20 protein-coding genes are annotated in these 17,959 nt (G+C 37.3%); 10 read left to right on the forward strand and 10 right to left on the reverse strand.

Annotated elements, in window-relative coordinates; genetic code table 11:
* Positions 1 to 54: 54 nt before the first annotated feature.
* From QCQ61_RS10315 to QCQ61_RS10345, 7 genes are all read right to left on the reverse strand, one after another.
* Positions 55 to 789, reverse strand: a complete 735-nt coding sequence (locus QCQ61_RS10315; protein ID WP_279447567.1) for an ABC transporter ATP-binding protein — start codon at positions 787 to 789, stop codon at positions 55 to 57.
* The gene (locus QCQ61_RS10320) at positions 789 to 1,691 is read right to left on the reverse strand and encodes an ABC transporter ATP-binding protein (protein ID WP_279447568.1); all 903 of its coding nucleotides are present in this window, start codon (positions 1,689 to 1,691) and stop codon (positions 789 to 791) included. Before QCQ61_RS10320 ends, QCQ61_RS10315 begins: the two co-directional genes overlap by 1 nt.
* Before the next feature lie 86 nt (positions 1,692 to 1,777).
* A complete protein-coding gene (locus QCQ61_RS10325; RefSeq protein WP_279447569.1) occupies positions 1,778 to 2,278 on the reverse strand; it encodes a hypothetical protein in 501 nt (166 codons plus the stop codon).
* 20 nt (positions 2,279 to 2,298) lie between these two features.
* Positions 2,299 to 2,697: a VOC family protein gene (locus QCQ61_RS10330; RefSeq protein ID WP_279447570.1), complete on the reverse strand. Its 399-nt coding sequence runs from the start codon at positions 2,695 to 2,697 to the stop codon at positions 2,299 to 2,301.
* A 93-nt stretch (positions 2,698 to 2,790) separates the two neighbouring features.
* Positions 2,791 to 3,678 (reverse strand): HlyD family secretion protein, encoded by an 888-nt coding sequence (locus QCQ61_RS10335; protein WP_279447571.1) that lies wholly within the window; start codon positions 3,676 to 3,678, stop codon positions 2,791 to 2,793.
* Between the two features lie 9 nt (positions 3,679 to 3,687).
* Entirely contained in the window at positions 3,688 to 4,950 is a 1,263-nt protein-coding gene (locus QCQ61_RS10340; protein WP_279447572.1) for a TolC family protein, read from the reverse strand.
* Positions 4,947 to 5,561: a TetR/AcrR family transcriptional regulator gene (locus QCQ61_RS10345; protein ID WP_279447573.1), complete on the reverse strand. Its 615-nt coding sequence runs from the start codon at positions 5,559 to 5,561 to the stop codon at positions 4,947 to 4,949. Before QCQ61_RS10345 ends, QCQ61_RS10340 begins: the two co-directional genes overlap by 4 nt.
* Positions 5,562 to 5,788: 227 nt before the next feature.
* Between QCQ61_RS10345 and QCQ61_RS10350 the strand changes: the two genes are divergently transcribed.
* The gene (locus tag QCQ61_RS10350) at positions 5,789 to 6,421 is read left to right on the forward strand and encodes a putative periplasmic lipoprotein (RefSeq protein ID WP_279447574.1); all 633 of its coding nucleotides are present in this window, start codon (positions 5,789 to 5,791) and stop codon (positions 6,419 to 6,421) included.
* 13 nt (positions 6,422 to 6,434) lie between these two features.
* Here the strand turns inward: QCQ61_RS10350 and QCQ61_RS10355 are convergent, their stop codons facing one another.
* The gene (locus QCQ61_RS10355; RefSeq protein ID WP_279447575.1) at positions 6,435 to 7,262 is read right to left on the reverse strand and encodes a universal stress protein; all 828 of its coding nucleotides are present in this window, start codon (positions 7,260 to 7,262) and stop codon (positions 6,435 to 6,437) included.
* Positions 7,263 to 7,486: 224 nt separating this feature from the next.
* On the opposite strand from QCQ61_RS10355, the gene QCQ61_RS10360 reads away from it, so the two are divergent.
* The 8 genes from QCQ61_RS10360 to QCQ61_RS10395 all read left to right on the forward strand — a co-directional run bounded on the left by QCQ61_RS10360 (position 7,487) and on the right by QCQ61_RS10395 (position 14,922).
* The gene (locus tag QCQ61_RS10360) at positions 7,487 to 7,990 is read left to right on the forward strand and encodes a c-type cytochrome (protein WP_279447577.1); all 504 of its coding nucleotides are present in this window, start codon (positions 7,487 to 7,489) and stop codon (positions 7,988 to 7,990) included.
* Positions 7,991 to 8,061: 71 nt separating this feature from the next.
* On the forward strand, positions 8,062 to 8,637 hold the full coding sequence (locus QCQ61_RS10365) for a fasciclin domain-containing protein (RefSeq protein WP_279447578.1): 576 nt from the start codon (positions 8,062 to 8,064) through the stop codon (positions 8,635 to 8,637).
* Positions 8,638 to 8,669: 32 nt separating this feature from the next.
* Complete coding sequence (nosZ, locus tag QCQ61_RS10370) at positions 8,670 to 10,640, forward strand: Sec-dependent nitrous-oxide reductase (RefSeq protein ID WP_279447579.1); 1,971 nt, start codon at positions 8,670 to 8,672, stop codon at positions 10,638 to 10,640.
* A gap of 202 nt (positions 10,641 to 10,842) precedes the next feature.
* Complete coding sequence (locus tag QCQ61_RS10375) at positions 10,843 to 11,460, forward strand: hypothetical protein (RefSeq protein ID WP_279447580.1); 618 nt, start codon at positions 10,843 to 10,845, stop codon at positions 11,458 to 11,460.
* Between the two features lie 100 nt (positions 11,461 to 11,560).
* Positions 11,561 to 11,992, forward strand: coding sequence for a nitrous oxide reductase accessory protein NosL (locus tag QCQ61_RS10380; RefSeq protein WP_279447581.1), 432 nt, complete (start codon positions 11,561 to 11,563; stop codon positions 11,990 to 11,992).
* 261 nt (positions 11,993 to 12,253) lie between these two features.
* On the forward strand, positions 12,254 to 13,450 hold the full coding sequence (locus QCQ61_RS10385; protein WP_279447582.1) for a nitrous oxide reductase family maturation protein NosD: 1,197 nt from the start codon (positions 12,254 to 12,256) through the stop codon (positions 13,448 to 13,450).
* A complete protein-coding gene (locus QCQ61_RS10390) occupies positions 13,437 to 14,147 on the forward strand; it encodes an ABC transporter ATP-binding protein (RefSeq protein ID WP_279447583.1) in 711 nt (236 codons plus the stop codon). Before QCQ61_RS10385 ends, QCQ61_RS10390 begins: the two co-directional genes overlap by 14 nt.
* On the forward strand, positions 14,140 to 14,922 hold the full coding sequence (locus QCQ61_RS10395) for an ABC transporter permease (protein ID WP_279447585.1): 783 nt from the start codon (positions 14,140 to 14,142) through the stop codon (positions 14,920 to 14,922). Before QCQ61_RS10390 ends, QCQ61_RS10395 begins: the two co-directional genes overlap by 8 nt.
* Before the next feature lie 63 nt (positions 14,923 to 14,985).
* Here the strand turns inward: QCQ61_RS10395 and QCQ61_RS10400 are convergent, their stop codons facing one another.
* Both QCQ61_RS10400 and QCQ61_RS10405 read right to left on the reverse strand, forming a co-directional pair.
* Complete coding sequence (locus QCQ61_RS10400) at positions 14,986 to 15,159, reverse strand: Lacal_2735 family protein (RefSeq protein WP_279447586.1); 174 nt, start codon at positions 15,157 to 15,159, stop codon at positions 14,986 to 14,988.
* 14 nt (positions 15,160 to 15,173) lie between these two features.
* Positions 15,174 to 15,704 carry a CIA30 family protein gene (locus tag QCQ61_RS10405; protein WP_279447587.1) on the reverse strand — a complete coding sequence of 177 codons (531 nt, stop codon included), beginning with the start codon at positions 15,702 to 15,704 and terminating at the stop codon, positions 15,174 to 15,176.
* A 223-nt stretch (positions 15,705 to 15,927) separates the two neighbouring features.
* On the opposite strand from QCQ61_RS10405, the gene QCQ61_RS10410 reads away from it, so the two are divergent.
* Positions 15,928 to 17,730, forward strand: a complete 1,803-nt coding sequence (locus tag QCQ61_RS10410) for a hypothetical protein (RefSeq protein ID WP_279447588.1) — start codon at positions 15,928 to 15,930, stop codon at positions 17,728 to 17,730.
* Positions 17,731 to 17,959: the final 229 nt, after the last annotated feature.

Below are 17,959 nucleotides of genomic sequence, written 5' to 3' on the forward strand. Positions count from 1 at the left end.
CCGAATTTTAAAGTTCTCGACTGCGCTCGAAATGACAGAAGGATTTTTCTAATCTTATTCAATATTTCTCGCAAGCTTCAGAAACACATCATTCATCGATGCTACTTTATATTGTTCTTTCAGTTTTTTCGGGGTGTTCAAAGCTTCTATTTTTCCATCTACCATTATTGAAACGCGGTCGCAGTATTCGGCTTCGTCCATGTAATGCGTGGTTACGAAAATTGTGGTGCCCTGGTCTGCTGCTTTGTAGATCATTTCCCAAAATTGTCTGCGGGTTATGGGATCTACGCCACCGGTGGGTTCGTCTAAAAAAACAATCTTTGGGTCGTGTAAAAGTGAAACCGAAAAGGAAAGTTTTTGTTTCCAGCCCAAAGGCAGAGAGCCGACCAATTTATTGCTGATGTTTTCCAAACCCAATTCCGAAACTAATTGCTCTCTTTTCTCCCGTATTTTTTTTCTCGACAGGCCGTAAATCCCACCAAAAAATGTGATGTTTTCCTTTACCGTTAAATCGTCATAAAGTGCAAATTTCTGGCTCATATAACCAATGTTTTTTTTAATGGATTCGGTTTGTGTATAAACATCAAAACCTGCAACATTTGCTTGACCTGAAGATGGCTTGGAAATTCCTATCAGCATTTTTATTGCTGTTGTTTTTCCAGCGCCATTGGCACCTAAAAATCCAAAGATTTCACCTTTTTTGACTTGAAAACTGATTGCATTTACAGCTTTAAAATCGCCAAAAGCCTTTGTTAATTCTTCGGCTACTATTACATTTTGCGTCGTCATTATTTTGCTAATTCCATAAAGGCATCTTCAATATTGGGTTGGGTTATTTCTATGCTAATGCTTGTTAAACCTGCCTTTTCTAAATGTGACTTTAGATCGGTTACTTTAAAAGAATTCCTTTTATCTGTGTAATGCACAAACTCTCCAAACGGAAATACACTGTACAAATGTTCGTAATTTTGAAGCGTTTGAATTAGTTTGTACATATTATCGGCGCCCACATTGTAAATGGTTTTTGGGAATTTGTTTACAATGGCCTCGGGGGTGTCAATCTCTAATATTTCGCCTTGCTGTATCAAGGCAATTCTGTCGCATAATGCAGCTTCGTCCATATATGGCGTTGAAACCAAAATGGTAATTCCTTTTTTCTGCAAGCGTTTTAGCATTTCCCAAAACTCTTTCCGCGAAACTGGGTCAACGCCGGTGGTGGGTTCATCTAAAAAAAGAACTTTAGGCTTGTGAATTAATGCGCAGCAAAGGGCGAGTTTCTGCTTCATTCCGCCCGATAGTTTTCCTGCACGTCGGTCTTTAAATGGGGCGATTTGAACATATATTTCTTCGATTAAATCGTAGTTTTCCTCAATGGTAGTTCCGAAAATTGTAGCGAAAAACGTTAGGTTTTCCTCCACCGTTAAATCTTGATAAAGTGAAAACCGCCCCGGCATATAACCCACGGCGTTTCTAATTGCCTTATAGTTTTTTACTACATCAAATCCTGCGACAGAAGCACCACCTTCATCAGGAATTAACAGGGTTGTTAAAATCCTGAAGATGGTAGTTTTTCCTGCGCCATCGGGGCCAATTAATCCAAAAAGTTCGCCTGGCGCCACAGTGAATGAAATGTTCTGGACTGCTTTTACCTTTTTATAGGATTTACTGATATGGTTTAACTGTATACTCATCTGTAATAAAGAGTGGCCACTGTTTCCATCAGAATTAAAATCCGATGCAATAAAATGGCTTGCGCCGTTGACGCTTTTGTTTTATACTACATAAAGTAGTTGTAGTAGCCTTCTAGGTTTTCTTTGATGCTCGCTGTAATTTCAGAGCCTTCATCTGTGGTTGACACTTTTCCCAAAGCTTCAATTTTTTCGATAAGTGGGTGTAAGAAAACATGTAAGTTATCGTGTGAAGGACCTTCCATTGTACATTCTTTGACAACAAAGTTTTTTACCTCGTTTAGTTTTGACGCCAAATTATGATAGTCATCAACAGTATTTGTTTCGCTGGTTTTAACCATGTTCAGCATTTTGTCAACGCCTTCGGTGGTTTCCACATTGGCTTCCCATTTGCTGCCGTTGTCTAGTTTTATTTCATCTACCCAAGCATTGTTTATTGCATGGGTTTCGGCAGCCATTTCTTCCATATGGTGTTCGTGGGTTTCTTCGGTGGTTTTAACCGCATCGGTACTTTCGTGTTTGTGTTTTGTGTCGTTACAGCTTACTAATACTGCTGAAATGATTGCTAATGATAAGATTGTTTTTTTCATAATGTAAAATATTTAAGTGTTTATAGTTTAGCGTTTATTTTTGTTTTGGCGAAAGCAATTATATGACCATCCAGATCTGCTATATATCCCACGGTATCGCCCCAATCGCGGGTTTGTAATTCACTGATATTTTTTGCGCCCATCTCGATTCCACGTTTTAAATAATCGGCGGGATTTGTTACTTTTAAATATAGTTCGCAGCGCGGAATACCATTGGCGGTTTTGGGATGCGGCATTGCCGGGCAAATAATGTTCGAAATCCCGCTCTCCGGCATCAACCCCAGCTGCACGGTTTCCGAGAGGTTGAATTCCGTCATTCCTGGCACATTCAAAGTCGGAGTTAAACCAAGCAATTTTTCGTAAAATTCAGTACTCCGCACTTGATTAGAAACATATAATATAAATTCAACTGTTTTCATAATTTTTCCATTTTTTCTACCGCCAACAGACAACCGACAACAGACAACCGCCAACAGACAACCGACAACAGACAACCGACAACAGACAACTGACTACCGACTATCAACCCACATCTCCGCAGGCATTCCAATTTTTAGGCTACCGTCATTTTTTACGGTAACCTTTACTGCGTAAACAAGGTTTACTCGTTCTTCTTTAGTTTGAATTATTTTTGGGGTGAATTCTGCCGAAGCGGAAATCCAACTTATTGTTCCTTCGTAATCTTTCATTTCTTCGCCAGCATCTATTTTTACGGTTACTTGCTGCGCAATTTTAATGTATGAAAGCTGCGTTTCACTTATATAAACCCGTAGCGTCATTTCCTCCATATTGGCGATTTTGTACAGCGGTTTTCCGAAGGAAACAATTTCGCCAGGTTCGGTATATTTTGTTAAAACCGTACCTTTTATGGGGTTTGTAACTTTACTTTTAATAATCTGATCATTGATTTGTGCCACTTTTGCTTCAATGGTTTTTACCTCATTAACAATAGGTGCGTTTTGGGTTTCTACATTCTTAATTTGCTTTTTTAAAACGTCCACTTGATTGTTGGCCTGATCTAATTGGCGTTGTGTTGCGGCCTTTTCAGTAAACATATTTTGAATGCGCTCTTGCTCGGTTTTTGCCGTTTGCAATTGTTGGTTTAAGACGCTTACTTGCGACCAAACGCCACCCGATTTAGATGCCACTGTTTCTTTTTGAGCAAGCAATTGTTGTTTGTTTAAATAAAGCTGAAGTGTATCAACCAGTCCCACTACGGTTCCTTGTTTTATAACCTGACCTTCTTCTAAATTTAGAAATTCGAGTTTTCCGTTTGCTTCCGAAGAAATTGTAATTTCAGTAGCTTCAAAGTTGCCGTAGCCATCGGCTTTTTCGCCGTTGGAGCAGGAGTAGATGCTTCCTATTAAGCCTGCCAAAAACAATATTTTTATATTTTTCATCGTAACTATTTAATTGAAACCTCCTTTAATTACTTTATAATTCGCCTTTGCCAGCGACAGTTGTATTTTGTGCAATTGTTCGTCAATTTTCGCTTCGTACAGATTGTTTAGTTCTGTTATATATTCTGAAGAAGTGATGGTGCCATTTTGCAATTGCGAAGTCGTGGCTTCCAAAACCTTTTCGCGCAACGCAATTATTTGAGTGTCTTTTAGTAACATTTTATCATATTTTTCAATGTCGTTTTCGGCTTCTTTTTGTCGCATTTGGTTGTTCAGCAAAAAGGTTTCTTTTTCGGTAGAAACTATTTCTTTTGAAATATCGAGCGTTTGTTTTTGCTCCTTTGTTTTTCCCCAATCGAAAATATTCCAATGCAATTTCAATCCAACCATATAAAAATCTTGAAATGAATTGTCCAGCATGTTCAGCCCCGGATTGCCGTAGCCAGCCTGCGCAAAACCCAAAAGTTTTGGGAAATTACTTTTTGAAATCACTTCTTTTGAAGTTTCCAGCTGCGTTTCCTGTAAGTCGAAAAGTTCCAACTCGGGACGTTGCGTTTCGATTTCCTGGGCGACCAAAATGTCTGGATTTGCCAGGGTTGTATTACTGTTTAAGTTTTGGGAAAGCAACAAAGCTAGGTTGTTGAGTGCTTTTTTTCTATCGAAATTGATCTGCGAAATCTGCTGCTCCAACTTTAGCTGCTCTGCTTTCAACACTTGTTCGGAAGCGGGGAGAACGGCGCCGTATTTCACACCCGTATTCACTTCCTTTAGGCGCGAATCGAGCTCTTCCAATTTTGAAAGAAGCAATTTTTCCCGTTCTTGAAAAAGCAACACATTAAAATAATTTTGATTTACTCGCGATTTTAAAGTGTACAGATTTACGGCAACTTGCTGTTGCTGGGTTGCTAATTGGGCAGTTTTTAATCTTGTGTTTGCCGCGATGTTTCCGCCGTTATAAATTAATTGGTTTGCATCTAACGTGGCGCGGTATTGGTCTTTGTTTGGCGGTATTACGGTTGAATTTGGTATTTGCAAAGGAAATTCAATCACGTCAGATTGATAGGTTGCTTGTGCGTTTAAATCTAGTTTTGGCAGTTTTTCCTTTTCCAAAACCTTAATTTCAGAGTTTGTTTTTTCTTCCAATAAAGCCATCTGTTTAGCCAACGGATAATTTTTTTCCGCTAAAACATAGCACTCTTCCAAGGTGAGCTTTTGTTGGGCAAATGCCAAAATGGGAGCGATTGCAAAAAGTATAAATAGAAACTTTTTCATTTTTTAATTGAATTGATAATAAACTCCGCTACTTCGGTTTTACGCCGTTCCATCAATTGTTTAAACGCTTTATCGTCAATTTTTAAAAATCCTTTTAACAATGGCGTTGCGACGAATGGGAAAATATTCAGCGAAATAATATTGATAAAAAGCTGCTCCCCGTCTATGGGTTTTAGCATGCCTTCTTCAACTTCTGCCGCAACCTGACTTTTAAATTTTTCCAATGTTGGAAACGCGGCATTTTGTTGAATTTTTTCAAAAAACTTTGGGTTTCGGTTTAATTCTTGAATTATGAAATTTGGCAAATAGGGATATTTCGATATAAAGGAAATATAGTTACTCGTGAAGTTTTTCACCTTGTCTTCAATTGAAGAATCGTCGTTTAAAATCTTGTTGAGTTGGGGTGCCAAAAGTGAAAATGCGTTGCTGAAAACAGCTTCAAAAAGCAATTGTTTGCTGCGGTAATAATAGTGGAGCATGGCTTTATTAATGCCGGCTTCATCTGCAATTTCCTGCATTCGGGCGCCGTCCATTCCCTTTTTCTGAAAAACGTTTTTTGCGGCATTTAAAATTTGCCCTTCGGTATCTTGATTTTTATTTGTCTTTGCCATTATTCAACTTTATGGTTTAACCATTTGGTTAACAAAGATAGATAATTTATCTTTACGGTGGGATATTTTGGAGATTTTTTGGAAAACGATGTATGGGTGGCACTATTATAAACAAATATAGAAGTGGTTATAAGCTAGTTTCAAGCTTCGGAAATGCAGGATTTTGCTTAGAAGAAACGTATCTTTACCTAAGGTTACTAGTTACTAGGTCTAATTAATTTACTACTATGGAAAAACTTTTTGTTTTGATTGCTTCCTTGTTTTTGCTTTATGGGTGTTCCAGCAGCCGTTTGGTAGATGAATACATAAATTCAGAAAGTCCAAATTTTCGGGCCAATAAGGTTTTGGTTGTGGGTTTAACGCCGGATGAGGGTTTGCAACGGCAGTTTGAATACAGTTTGGTAAATGCGTTGGGCAACGAAAATGTGATTGCCGTAAAGAGTGCGGAGTATTTTAAATTACCGGCGCTGGCAATTAATCAATCTGAAGAAAATCTTGCCAATCTTGAAAAGCAACTTTTGGAGGCAGGTTTTGATGCGGTACTTCTCTCTAAAATTACAGGGCAGGAGAGTAAGGTAACCATTGGGCAATCGTACCGAAATCTTACAAAATCCTTTGAATCGTTCAGCGATTATTACAGCGAAAATATACCGGTTTACCAGCCCGAGCCAATGGAAGCTTATCCAGTTTACAATACTGAAACTTCGTTGTATTGCCTTTGTCCCGGCGAGGAACGCGATTTAATCTGGCGCGGAAAAATAGACATTGTAGATCCTCCTGGAGCTGCATCTACCATTCGGGATTACGTTAAAACCTTGGTACAAACGCTTAAAAAAAACAATTTATTAATCGTAAAGTAAATTTGCTTTAACCTTATTCGTGAAGTACCAAAAGCGGCACGACGGTAGCATAACTAATTTTTGAACTTTCCGAGCCAAAAATAAAACGATCTAAAAAGCTTTTTCGTCTGGTAACCATGGCGTGCAGTTGAATGGGGATTATTTGTACAAATGAACTTATTGCCAATGGTGCTGGCACGTTTTTTATGGTATAGCGTTCAAAACCGTGTTTTTTAAAAACTGCCTCGGTATGGTTTTTCTGGGGCGAAACTACAATATCTGCTTCTTCAATATCTAGAATCTTAAGTGCGGCATTGTGCTTTTTTACGATATTTAATACAACTTCGAACGATTTTTGCAAAACGTCGTTTTGATAGTTTAGCGAGAGCAAAACGGAATTTATTTTTTCGAAAGCGTATCCTTCCGGAATAACGAGTACGGGGCAATTTACATTGCGTATAATTTTAATGGTATTACTGCCAAAAATTACTTCTTTTGCCCCAGTGGCGCCGTTGGTTCCCATGATTATTAGGTGTATGTTGTGTCTGGCAACTGTTTGGTTTACTGCGGCTTCAATATCATCAAAATCTATATTTGGAATGAAGGTGAAGTTTTCATTTTCCGAAATAGATTCACAAAAACGAACCATTTTTTCGAGTTCTGTTTTATTTTCCTTTAGAATACTGTCATAAACCGAAGTACCCGGCGTACTGTAAAGCATATCTGCAGTAAGGTAGCCTGTTGGTTTTTGAGTGTTTAAAATATGGAAAGTACACGTTTCACCTTTAAAAAACTGTAGCGCATACCTGATGGCATTCTTTGAATTTTTTGAAAAATCTGTTGGCAGAAGTATGTTTTTCATAGTCTCAGTTTTCCCAAAAGTACGTGATAAGTGTAAAATTTAAAATGATTTCTATCATAAATAATTTAGCATTATGCGGAATTATTAGGCTGTATAAATTTTTAAGTCCTCAGCATTTTAGCAGGGTAGCTAATCAAGGACAAATAAGTCTGATATATGACGAAAATCATATTCTATTTAATGCCTTCACCTTAGTTTTGTCCTGTTAATTAATTCAAACAACTATGAAAAACATAATGAAATCAATGGCCGCTTTAGCAGTACTAATTTTAGTTAGCTGTGGCGGAAAAGAAGAAAAAAAGAAAGAGGGCATTCAGATTGGCCAAAAACCAGCGGCGACTGAAACCCCAAAGGAAGCACCAGTTTCTGATGTAAAACCATCACAGACAATAGATTTAACGAATAAGGGAGTGGGCCCGATTAAGAATGTAGAAATCGCTGCTACCATTGATGATGCTATGGCTTCCAAAGGTTCTGAAATTTTTAAGTCTAAATGTATGGCTTGCCATAAACCAGACAAAAAGTTTATCGGACCGGCGCCAACAGGGATTTTGGAAAGACGTACTCCAGAATGGATTATGAATATGATTTTAAATCCTGAAGAAATGACGCAAAAGGATCCGCTAGCAAAAGCTCTTTTAGTAGAGTTTAACGGGTCGCCAATGGCAAACCAACACCTTACCGAGGAGGAAGCAAGACAAGTATTGGAATATTTTAGAACACTTTAATATATACACTTAAGCAACCAACCCGCCCTTGCGGGACGCAAAATCCTGCAAGGGTTAAAAACCAAACAACTATGAAAACAATCATTAAACTATTTTTTGTTTCAGCTGCAGTACTGCTGTTTTCAGCTTGTAAAAACGAAAAAACTACCGAAACTGGAGCTTCCGTAGAGAGTTCCACACCAAGCGAAGTTTCATCAAGCAATCAAGGACAAGCGTTTATTGAAGATGATGAATCTGCACCCAATGTGTTGCAAATCGCTATTGGATCGCCAGACCACACCACCTTGGTAGCAGCTGTACAAGCGGCAGGGTTGGAAAATTCATTAGTTAATGCGGGACCTTTGATGGTGTTTGCGCCTACCGATGAGGCTTTTAATGCGTTGCCAGCGGGTACTGTAGAAGATTTATTAAAGCCTGAAAATAAAGAAAAGTTAGCTTCTATACTGAAACATCACGTAACTCCAGGAAATTATTCGAAGGAATTTTTAAAGAAATTTAAGAAAGTAGGACAAGCCGATGGCAATGACGCTAAGGTAGAAGTTGTAGGCGATGATGTATTTGTAGGCGGTGCAAAAATAGTGGCCAGTGTAGATGCTGGAAACGGAATTGTACACGTAGTAGATAAAGTAATAGTACCGGCTAATTAATTATAAATCAATTTAATTTAAATAATAGGATAATGAAAAAAACAATTAATATTTTAATCGCCTTGATTATGGCTGCCGGATTGGTGAGCTGTAATAATGGGGGAGACCAAAAGAGCAAGAAAGGTGGTCAGGGAGGTTTGGCTACAAATGCTGCCGAGCGAGTTTATGTAGCGCCAGGTGAGCACGACGAATTTTACGGCTTTATGTCTGGTGGATTTAGCGGCCAGCTGGGTGTTTACGGACTGCCATCGGGTCGATTACTTAAAGTTCTTCCGGTTTTCTCACAGAACCCAGAGAACGGATGGGGTTATTCTGAAGAAACAAAACCAATGTTAAATACATCGTACGGGTTTGTGCCTTGGGACGATTCGCACCACCCGGATATTTCACAAACCAATGGGGTATTGGATGGTCGTTGGATATTTATAAATGGTAACAACACCCCGAGAATTGCACGTATTGGCTTAAAGAGCTTTAAAACTGAGGAGATCATTGAAATTCCAAACAGTGCGGGTAACCACAGTTCATCTTTTATTACTGAAAACACTGAATATGTAGTAGCGGGAACTCGTTTCTCTGTGCCGGTGCCTCAAAAGGATATGTCGATTAACGAGTACAAAGGAAATTTTAAAGGTGCCCTAACGTTTATTAATGTAGATCAAGAAACCGGAAGAATGGGAATTAAATTCCAGCTAATGATGCCAGGTTTTAATTACGATTTATCGCACCCTGGACGTGATAAGAGTCACGGTTGGTTCTTCTTTACTACTTATAATACCGAAGAAGCCCACTCCCTTTTGGAAGTTAACGCATCACAAAACGACAAGGATTTTATTGCTGCCGTAAACTGGAAAGTAATTGAAGAATACGTAAACAACGGTGGTGGTACAAAAGTACCTGCAAACTATGCGCACAACATATTAGATGAGCATACACACACGGCTACTTCAACTATGTTAAAAGAAGTTTTAACAGTAAACCCGATGGATGTACCGGGAGCGGTTTATTTTTTACCAACTCCTAAATCTCCACACGGTTGCGACGTTGATCCAACAGGAGAATACATTATTGGAAACGGAAAACTTTCTGCAGATTTAACTGTTCACAGTTTTACAAAAATGCTTGATGCTATTGAGAACAAGAAATTTGATGGAGAAGCTTATGGCATTCCAATCTTAAACTTTGAGGATATTCTTGCGGGAGTAGTAAAGCAACCAGGATTAGGGCCACTTCATACCGAATTTGATGGTAATGGAAATGCTTATACCACATTCTTTATCTCTTCTGAAGTAGTAAAATGGAAAGTGGGTACTTGGGAAGTTTTAGACCGTCAGCCAGTGTTTTATTCTGTAGGACACGGTATGATTCCTGGTGGAAATTCGCGTAAGCCATTTGGTAAGTATTTTGTTGCCTTAAACAAGATTACAAAAGATAGATACCTACCCACAGGTCCGGAACTTACACAGTCTGCCCAGTTGTTCGATATTACGGGCGATAAAATGGAGCTGTTGTTAGATTTCCCAACAATCGGGGAACCTCACTATGCTGCTGCGATTCCAGCCGAATTGGTTGCGCCAAATTCAACAAAAATCTTTAAGCTTGCTGAAAACAAACACAAGTATGCAGTTCTTCAAGATAGCGATGTACGAGTAGAGCGTGATGGAAAAGATGTTCATATTTATATGAATATGATTAGAAGCCACTTTAACCCAGATAATATTGAAGGTGTAAAAGTAGGGGACAAGGTGTACTTCCACATTACAAACCACGAACAAGACTTTGATGTACCACACGGTTTTGCGGTAATTGGTGCAAATAATGCTGAATTATTGATTATGCCCGGAGCTACCGAAACCTTACTTTGGGAACCAAAACAAGTAGGTGTTTGGCCGTTCTATTGTACCGATTTCTGTTCTGCACTTCACCAAGAAATGCAAGGATATATTCGTGTAAGCCCAGCAGATTCAAACATTGAATTGTCTTGGAGCTTAGGCGAAGATTAATAGGATGTTTTTAGTTGTGAAAATACTTAATTAGTGATTAATAGTATTTTCAGTAAAGACGGGGGTTGTTGATTTCCCCCGTCTTTTTTAAAAATTTGACGAACAATTTGTTCAAAATAAAAATCAACAACTACACAATCTGCACAAATACTTAAACTACAAACCAACCATACTGACGTTTAAGATTTTAAATTCAAACAAAATGAAAAAAGCAGGAATTATAATGATAATTGGGTCCTTGCTACTATTGGGTCTTTTTAAATTCCCATTGTGGAATATAATGCTAGGTGCGCCCCAATATCCAGATCCTTTGGGAATGGATATTTATATTGAAGGAATACAAGGTGTTGAAGAATTTGATATTCAGAATATTGACGGCCTTAACCATTATATTGGAATGAAAACCATTCCAAAAGTGGAAGATATGTGGGAGTTTAGCGTTTTTCCAAAAGTAATTGGAGCAATGGTGGCCCTTGGGGTACTTATTGGAATTCTTGGATTTTTGGGAAAAGTAAGTTACAAATGGTTCCTCGGTTGGTTCGTATTAATGTCTGTTCTCGGAATTCTGGGAATGTACGACTTTAACTTATGGCTTATAGATTACGGAACAGATCTAGACCCTAAGGCTATTATGAAATTAGAAAACCTTGACGGTACGCCAATGACCTATAAACCACCATTATTAGGGTATCAAAAAATGTTGAATTTTGATGTAGATTCCTGGCCTGGAACCGGTGCGTATATGATATTTGTTGGAATGATTCTTACCGTGGTGGCCTTTTTTGTAGGAAAAAAGGAATATAAAAAAAGTAAAGCCTAAATAAATACTCCTTCTTCTTTTTTAGAAGAAGGAGGCTTTATAAAACGTTGAAAGAATTTTGTAATGCCTGAAGGTGAAAACCTTTTAAAATTTTGGAAATATGAAAATTATACAACTCTTGGTTATTTTAGTACTCTTTACAGCCTGTACAGTAAAACCACAACCTATAAATTACGGCTCAGACGTGTGCCACTACTGCAATATGACTATTGTAGATAAACAGCACGCCTCACAAATGGTTACTGCAAAAGGAAAAGCTTTTAAGTACGACGCCATAGAATGTATGGTCCATTCGTTACAGGATGAGTTTAAAGACACCGAAATGGCGCACCAACTAGTGGCAGATTTTTACCAACCGGGCGAGTTGATTAATGCGACAGAAGCTAGCTATTTGGTGAGTGAACAACTGCAAAGTCCAATGGGAGCAAATCTATCGGCGTTTAAAAATACAGAGAACGGACAAAAAGCCCTGGAAGAATTTAGCGGTAAAATATACACTTGGAAGGAAATACAAGAATATTTAAAATTGTAAAATCATAAAAATCACTTCGGCGGTTTTTAACGGGTTGCTCAACTTTTTATTTTCCCGAAATCAATTTTTAGCATCCTTTTTATTGTACTGTTTTCCACGACTGTAGATTTAAAGTACCGGAATCATCATTAATTTAAGTATCTTCAAATTTTTTAAATTTCCGCGATAGCGAATGAGTTCGTAAAGCGTAATTTTGTCATCGTTTTGAAAAATAATCACAACATATTCTTCTTTTTAATTTTATTGTTTTCCACAGCATCCATGTGGTCTAAAACAATAACGGTTTGTGCTACCTGCCCTGTAAAATCTATTAACGAAGCTATTCTTCAAGCCGAAGAGGGCGATACCGTTTTTGTAAAAAAAGGCATATACAAAGAAGCCAATATAAAAATTAATAAAAGCATTGCTCTAATTGGAGAAAATTTACCCACAATTGACGGGGAGAAGAAGGGTGAGATTATTACCATTGGTACTGATAACGTAACCTTAGATGGCTTTAAGATTATAAACGTAGGGGTTAGTTATACAACAGATTATGCGGCAGTTCGCGTGGTAAACAGTGAAGGTTTTGTTATAAAAAATTTAGAACTCGAAAAGCTTTTCTTCGGAATTTACCTTCAAAAATCTAACAATGGCAAAGTACTTAACAATAAGGTGCGGGGAGAGGCGGTAACCGAATTTAATTCAGGAAATGCAATTCATCTTTGGTATTGTAAAAATGTAGAAGTTCGCGGAAATGATGTGCAGCGGGTGCGCGACGGAATCTATCTTGAATTTTCAGATGAAATTTCAATCAAGGATAATTTCAGTAAAAATAATGTGCGCTATGGGCTTCATTTTATGTTTAGCAATAACAATTATGTAATCAATAATGTTTTTGAAACCAACGGCGCCGGAATAGCTTTAATGTTTTCAAAGTTTATGGAAGTTGAAAACAATATTATAAAGAAAAACTGGGGCACCGCAGCCTATGGGTTATTGTTAAAGGAAGTAAACGATGCCAACATTAAAAACAACCTGTTTTTTGAAAATACGGTAGGTATAACTGTAGAGGGGAGCAACCGTTTGCAATACGCAAATAACGATTTTACCAGTAATGGCTACGCAATAAAAGTGAAGGGCGCATGCTACGAAAACCACGTTATTGATAATAATTTTCTTTATAACTCTTTCGATATATCATACAACGGGCGGATAAACAACAATAAATTTAACAACAATTATTGGAGCAATTATACGGGGTACGATTTAGACAAGAACGGCATTGGCGATGTGGCGTATCGTCCGGTAAAACTGTTTTCATATATAGTAAACCGCACTCCGGAAACCATTATTTTAATGCGAAGCTTATTTATAGATATTATAGATTTTTCGGAAAAAGTTTCCCCGGTATTTACACCGGATGATTTAATGGATGAAAATCCAAGAATGAAACAAATAGCTCATGATAGAAATTAGGGATTTATATAAAAAATTCGGTAAGAACGAAGTGCTTAAGGGCATCGACCTCGCTATAAAAGAAGGCGGTATTTTTTCCATTCTCGGGCCTAACGGATCGGGAAAAACCACACTTATTAAAGCTATTTTAGGTATGGTTTTGCCAGATTCGGGTGAAATTTTCATTAATGGAAAGTCGTTGAGAAACAATTTTAAATATCGCGAAAAGATAGATTACCTACCGCAGATTGCAAACTTTCCCGGCAACCTAAAAGTGAATGAACTTATTGCCATGATAAAGGATTTAAGGGCTTCCGAGGCAACTAAAGACGAAGAGCTAATTGAACTTTTTAAGCTGCAACCCTTCCTTAATAAACGATTGGTAAACCTCTCCGGAGGAACAAAACAAAAAGTAAACCTAGTGCTTACTTTTATGTTTGACAGTCCGTTAATAATTCTTGACGAACCTACCAGCGGCCTCGATCCTATTTCGCATTTGCGGCTAAAAAACTTAATTTTTGCCGAAAAGGAAAAAGGGAAAACAATTTTGGTAACCTCGCATATTTTGAGTTTTGTGGAAGAAATTGCCGACGAGATAGTTTTTCTGTTGGAAGGAAAAATTTATTTTAAGGGAAGTATCCCAGAATTAAAAGCGAAAACCGAACAACCCGATTTTGAACACGCTATAGCCTCCATTTTATCTGCTAGTTATGCTTAAAATATTAAAATACAGTTTTTACGATTTAATGCGAAGCCGCTGGAGCTACGTATATTTTCTGTTCTATTTACTGCTTGGCATCGTGTTGTTGTTTCTTAACAACGACCTTTCAAAAGCAGTTATAACGTTAATGAACGTAATCATTATTTTGGTGCCGCTTATTGGGACTATTTTCGGGGTGATGTATTATTACAATTCCCGCGAATTTACCGAACTGCTTTTGGCGCAACCCGTAAAACGAAGCTCCATTTTTTTGGGTCAGTATTTTGGAGTTGCAACCTCTTTATCAATGAGTTTGGTGATAGGCTTGGGAATGCCATTTGTTTTCTACGGAATTTTTAACAGTAACGCCATTTGGGACTTTTCACTATTGCTAGTAACGGGGGCATTTTTAACCTTTATTTTTACCGCTTTGGCCTTTGTAATCGCGCTTTCCAACGAAAACAAAATAAAGGGGTTTGGGTACGCTATCTTACTTTGGTTGTTTATGGCGGTAATCTACGACGGTATCTTTTTAATGTCGTTATTGTATTTTGAAGATTATCCGTTAGATAAATTTTCCCTAATTGCCACGATGCTAAACCCAGTAGATTTATCGCGGGTATTGATACTTTTAAAGCTGGATATTTCGGCACTTTTAGGATATACCGGAGCCGTATTTCAGAAGTTTTTTGGAACAAATTTCGGACTAATTTTATCGTTTGTAATGCTAATTGTTTGGGTGGTTGTGCCTACCTTCTTTATTTGGCGAATTGCAAAACGGAAGGATTTTTAGTAAACCAATAAATTTCTTGTATTTGTTTTTAGGGCCGTGTGTTAAAATGAAATCGTCTAATAATTACGAATTCTTTTTAAGTAGCTCTATTTGCTGTAAAACTGCTTCGGCTTCTGAAACTTTACTGTCACTGAGTTTTCTGTTGGTTGTGGACAGTTTAAAAGATTCTTCCATTAATTTTTTGTACTGAGCATGTAGTTTTTCGGCCTTGGATTTTCTGTTGAATATATTAAACATAATTTTCGTTTGATTTATATTAGTTCGATTGTATCAATTAAAAGTTCAAAGTTTTCATCTTTTTTATTAGCGATCAGAAATGCAATTTGTTCTATATAGTTATGTGAAAAATTTGGAATGTCCAGTTTTCTTCCCCTTAAAGAGGGATACATATTTTTTAAACCTATTTCTATATTTTCCCACGTGTTGGCAGTTGAAAATGTAGCGATATAGGAGTAGTAACTATCTGCATTATCCTTAATTCTAAACTGATAATCTTTACCATCTCCTTTCAACCTAATTCTGATTTTCGAGTATTTTGCGACGTTCAATTTGTTGAATTGATAACGAACCGATGAAAATCCGCCATTATTTGCCACGGATACCTGTCCTTTAAAAACCCCAAAACCATTGGCGTTCAGTTTAATCTCACTTGTTGATTTACCGCCCATTACCGCATCGTCAACAATAATCCAAACTTGAAGATTTGACTCTTTATTAAAATCGAAAATTATTTTAGTGTTCATTCCTTGAAATAGTATTAGAATAAAGATGAAATATTTCATTGTAGCGATATTCTTGTTTAATAAAAACTAAGCAAAGTTAAACAAAAATAGATAACACGATGATTTATTGGGTATTATTTAGCTTTTTTACCAAGGAATAGTTGAATGTGTTTTTAAAAACAACAACATAAAAGACTAAAATGTATTATTTATGATTTTTATCATAAAATGGTGTTTTTAGATAGCTTTTCTTTACCGCATTTTCAATCCTAATATTTTTTTAATGCAGACTACCAGTCCACACAGTTTTCATATTCCCGTAATGGGAATTGCTTTTACCATTGATTCGCCTATAAAAGTTGCTCATTTTGGTATAAATAGTACGCTTTCTATTATTGAAGATAATTTAATAGAGGTAATGCGAAAATACTACTACCAGCAAAATAACGAGCCCTATGTGCCTATTTCAGAAAAGGAACCGGATTCGCGGGCGAGACGCATTACCGATTATTTAAATTTAATGCAGCGAATTGTAACCTCTAAAATGGAGCGGTTAAAACATTCAGCTTTTGAAACTGGTTCTGATATTGTGAAATATTTTGAAATGCTTCCAGATAGTAGTGTGTTGAAGGAAAAATACCATGAGTGGTTTTCGCTTTCTGATAGCACAGAAAAGCAGAATGCCGAAAAATTGCTACGGGAAAGTTTGGTTCCCGGTGCTATTGAGGTTAATATTATGACCAAGGTAGATAAGGACCAACTAGACAAAAACAAAGAACCTATTGAAAACGGATCGGATGCTATTACGGCCTTAAAGGGATACGCAGATTGCAATTTAGGCAATTCGGCCGTTGTGCTGTCGGCGGGAATGAATCCGCGTTTGTACAATTATATGGAAGGCTTTACAGCGTTTGATGCTTATAAATTGGGTGGTTTTTATAAAAAGGTAATTATTAAGGTAAGCGATTACCGTTCGGCATTGATTCAAGGTAAATACTTGGCTAAAAAGGGAATTTGGGTAAGTGAATTTAGAATTGAATCGGGCTTAAATTGTGGCGGTCACGTTTTTGCCACACAGGGTTTGCTTATGGGGCCGATTCTTCAAGAATTTAAGGAAAAGAAGCAAGAATTGCAGGATAGCCTATTTGAACTTTATAACCCCGCAATTAAGGCAAAAGGGAAGCCCTGTTTTGGCAAACCACATCCGATAAGGATTACCGTACAGGGTGGAATTGGAACCAGCGAAGAAGATACATTGCTAAAAAAGTATTACAACGTAGATGGTACTGGGTGGGGAACGCCATTTTTACTGTGTCCTGAAGCTACTACTGTAGATGAGAAAACCTTGGAGCTATTGGCAAAATCTAAAGAAAACGATGTGGTTAGAAGTAAAGCCTCGCCATTGGGAGTTGAATTTAATTATTTAAGGGGCACCACCGCAGAAACGGAACGTTTAAACAGAATTGGAAAGGATAAACCCGGTAGTCCGTGTACAGAAAAGCTATTGGAATCTAATACTGAATTTACAAAAACTCCAATTTGTACAGCTTCTTCCAAGTATCAAAAACTAAAATTAGCGCAGTTAAAGACTTTAAATATCTCAAAACAGGATTATGATAAACAAGTAGAAGACGTGTTAAGTAAAGAATGTCTTTGTATTGGGTTAAGCAACGCGGCACCAGCGCTTTACGAGGTGTCTTTTCTAAAAAAATTAACTGCCGTTACTATTTGTCCGGGGCCAAATATTATAAACTTCTCTAAAACCACCAGCCTCCGCGAGATGACAGATCATATTTACGGTAGAGCGGATATTATGCAAAAGCCCAATCGCGCTGCATTATTTGTCACTGAACTTAGACTATATATTGACTTTCTAAAAAAAGAGATAGAGGGCGTTACTTCGCCTACTGTGCGCGACTATAAATCTTGGGATAAATTTAGCCAGAATCTATTGGATGGCATTGAACACTATCAAAACTTGACGATAAATTATATTTTGGACAATGCTATAAAATTTAAAAGGGATTTAGATTTTGCCAAAGTTGAAATTTTAAAAGTTCGTGATTCTCAGTTGCAGTTGGGATAGTGGGATTAAGTAAATTCGGCTTATTAGAATAATGCGGCTTTGAGTAGCCTAAACTGGTTTGTTTTTTAAAATTATTTTGGCGTGGGATGTTTGCCGTTGCTGTTGATTACTTCTTAAAAAATTGTGAAAATCCACTCCAAATATGACAATGGTCATAAATAATTTTTAGTGAATGTTTTTATTTTGCTATTAAGATATTTTAGTCTTAATATGTAACTTAAAACCAACC

This window comes from Aequorivita marisscotiae (genome assembly GCF_029814825.1).
Taxonomy (GTDB): domain Bacteria; phylum Bacteroidota; class Bacteroidia; order Flavobacteriales; family Flavobacteriaceae; genus Aequorivita; species Aequorivita marisscotiae.

What these genes read in the sequence shown, in the direction of transcription:
- QCQ61_RS10410 (WP_279447588.1), top strand. Translation starts at nt 15,928, where the DNA reads ATGCAGACTACCAGTCCACACAGTTTTCATATTCCCGTAATGGGAATT.
- QCQ61_RS10320 (WP_279447568.1), bottom strand. Translation starts at nt 1,691, where the DNA reads ATGAGTATACAGTTAAACCATATCAGTAAATCCTATAAAAAGGTAAAA.
- QCQ61_RS10380 (WP_279447581.1), top strand. Translation starts at nt 11,561, where the DNA reads ATGAAAATTATACAACTCTTGGTTATTTTAGTACTCTTTACAGCCTGT.
- QCQ61_RS10360 (WP_279447577.1), top strand. Translation starts at nt 7,487, where the DNA reads ATGAAAAACATAATGAAATCAATGGCCGCTTTAGCAGTACTAATTTTA.
- QCQ61_RS10405 (WP_279447587.1), bottom strand. Translation starts at nt 15,704, where the DNA reads ATGAAATATTTCATCTTTATTCTAATACTATTTCAAGGAATGAACACT.
- QCQ61_RS10345 (WP_279447573.1), bottom strand. Translation starts at nt 5,561, where the DNA reads ATGGCAAAGACAAATAAAAATCAAGATACCGAAGGGCAAATTTTAAAT.
- nosZ (WP_279447579.1), top strand. Translation starts at nt 8,670, where the DNA reads ATGAAAAAAACAATTAATATTTTAATCGCCTTGATTATGGCTGCCGGA.
- QCQ61_RS10365 (WP_279447578.1), top strand. Translation starts at nt 8,062, where the DNA reads ATGAAAACAATCATTAAACTATTTTTTGTTTCAGCTGCAGTACTGCTG.
- QCQ61_RS10395 (WP_279447585.1), top strand. Translation starts at nt 14,140, where the DNA reads ATGCTTAAAATATTAAAATACAGTTTTTACGATTTAATGCGAAGCCGC.
- QCQ61_RS10330 (WP_279447570.1), bottom strand. Translation starts at nt 2,697, where the DNA reads ATGAAAACAGTTGAATTTATATTATATGTTTCTAATCAAGTGCGGAGT.
- QCQ61_RS10400 (WP_279447586.1), bottom strand. Translation starts at nt 15,159, where the DNA reads ATGTTTAATATATTCAACAGAAAATCCAAGGCCGAAAAACTACATGCT.
- QCQ61_RS10385 (WP_279447582.1), top strand. Translation starts at nt 12,254, where the DNA reads ATGTGGTCTAAAACAATAACGGTTTGTGCTACCTGCCCTGTAAAATCT.
- QCQ61_RS10325 (WP_279447569.1), bottom strand. Translation starts at nt 2,278, where the DNA reads ATGAAAAAAACAATCTTATCATTAGCAATCATTTCAGCAGTATTAGTA.
- QCQ61_RS10340 (WP_279447572.1), bottom strand. Translation starts at nt 4,950, where the DNA reads ATGAAAAAGTTTCTATTTATACTTTTTGCAATCGCTCCCATTTTGGCA.
- QCQ61_RS10375 (WP_279447580.1), top strand. Translation starts at nt 10,843, where the DNA reads ATGAAAAAAGCAGGAATTATAATGATAATTGGGTCCTTGCTACTATTG.
- QCQ61_RS10315 (WP_279447567.1), bottom strand. Translation starts at nt 789, where the DNA reads ATGACGACGCAAAATGTAATAGTAGCCGAAGAATTAACAAAGGCTTTT.
- QCQ61_RS10355 (WP_279447575.1), bottom strand. Translation starts at nt 7,262, where the DNA reads ATGAAAAACATACTTCTGCCAACAGATTTTTCAAAAAATTCAAAGAAT.
- QCQ61_RS10350 (WP_279447574.1), top strand. Translation starts at nt 5,789, where the DNA reads ATGGAAAAACTTTTTGTTTTGATTGCTTCCTTGTTTTTGCTTTATGGG.
- QCQ61_RS10390 (WP_279447583.1), top strand. Translation starts at nt 13,437, where the DNA reads ATGATAGAAATTAGGGATTTATATAAAAAATTCGGTAAGAACGAAGTG.
- QCQ61_RS10335 (WP_279447571.1), bottom strand. Translation starts at nt 3,678, where the DNA reads ATGAAAAATATAAAAATATTGTTTTTGGCAGGCTTAATAGGAAGCATC.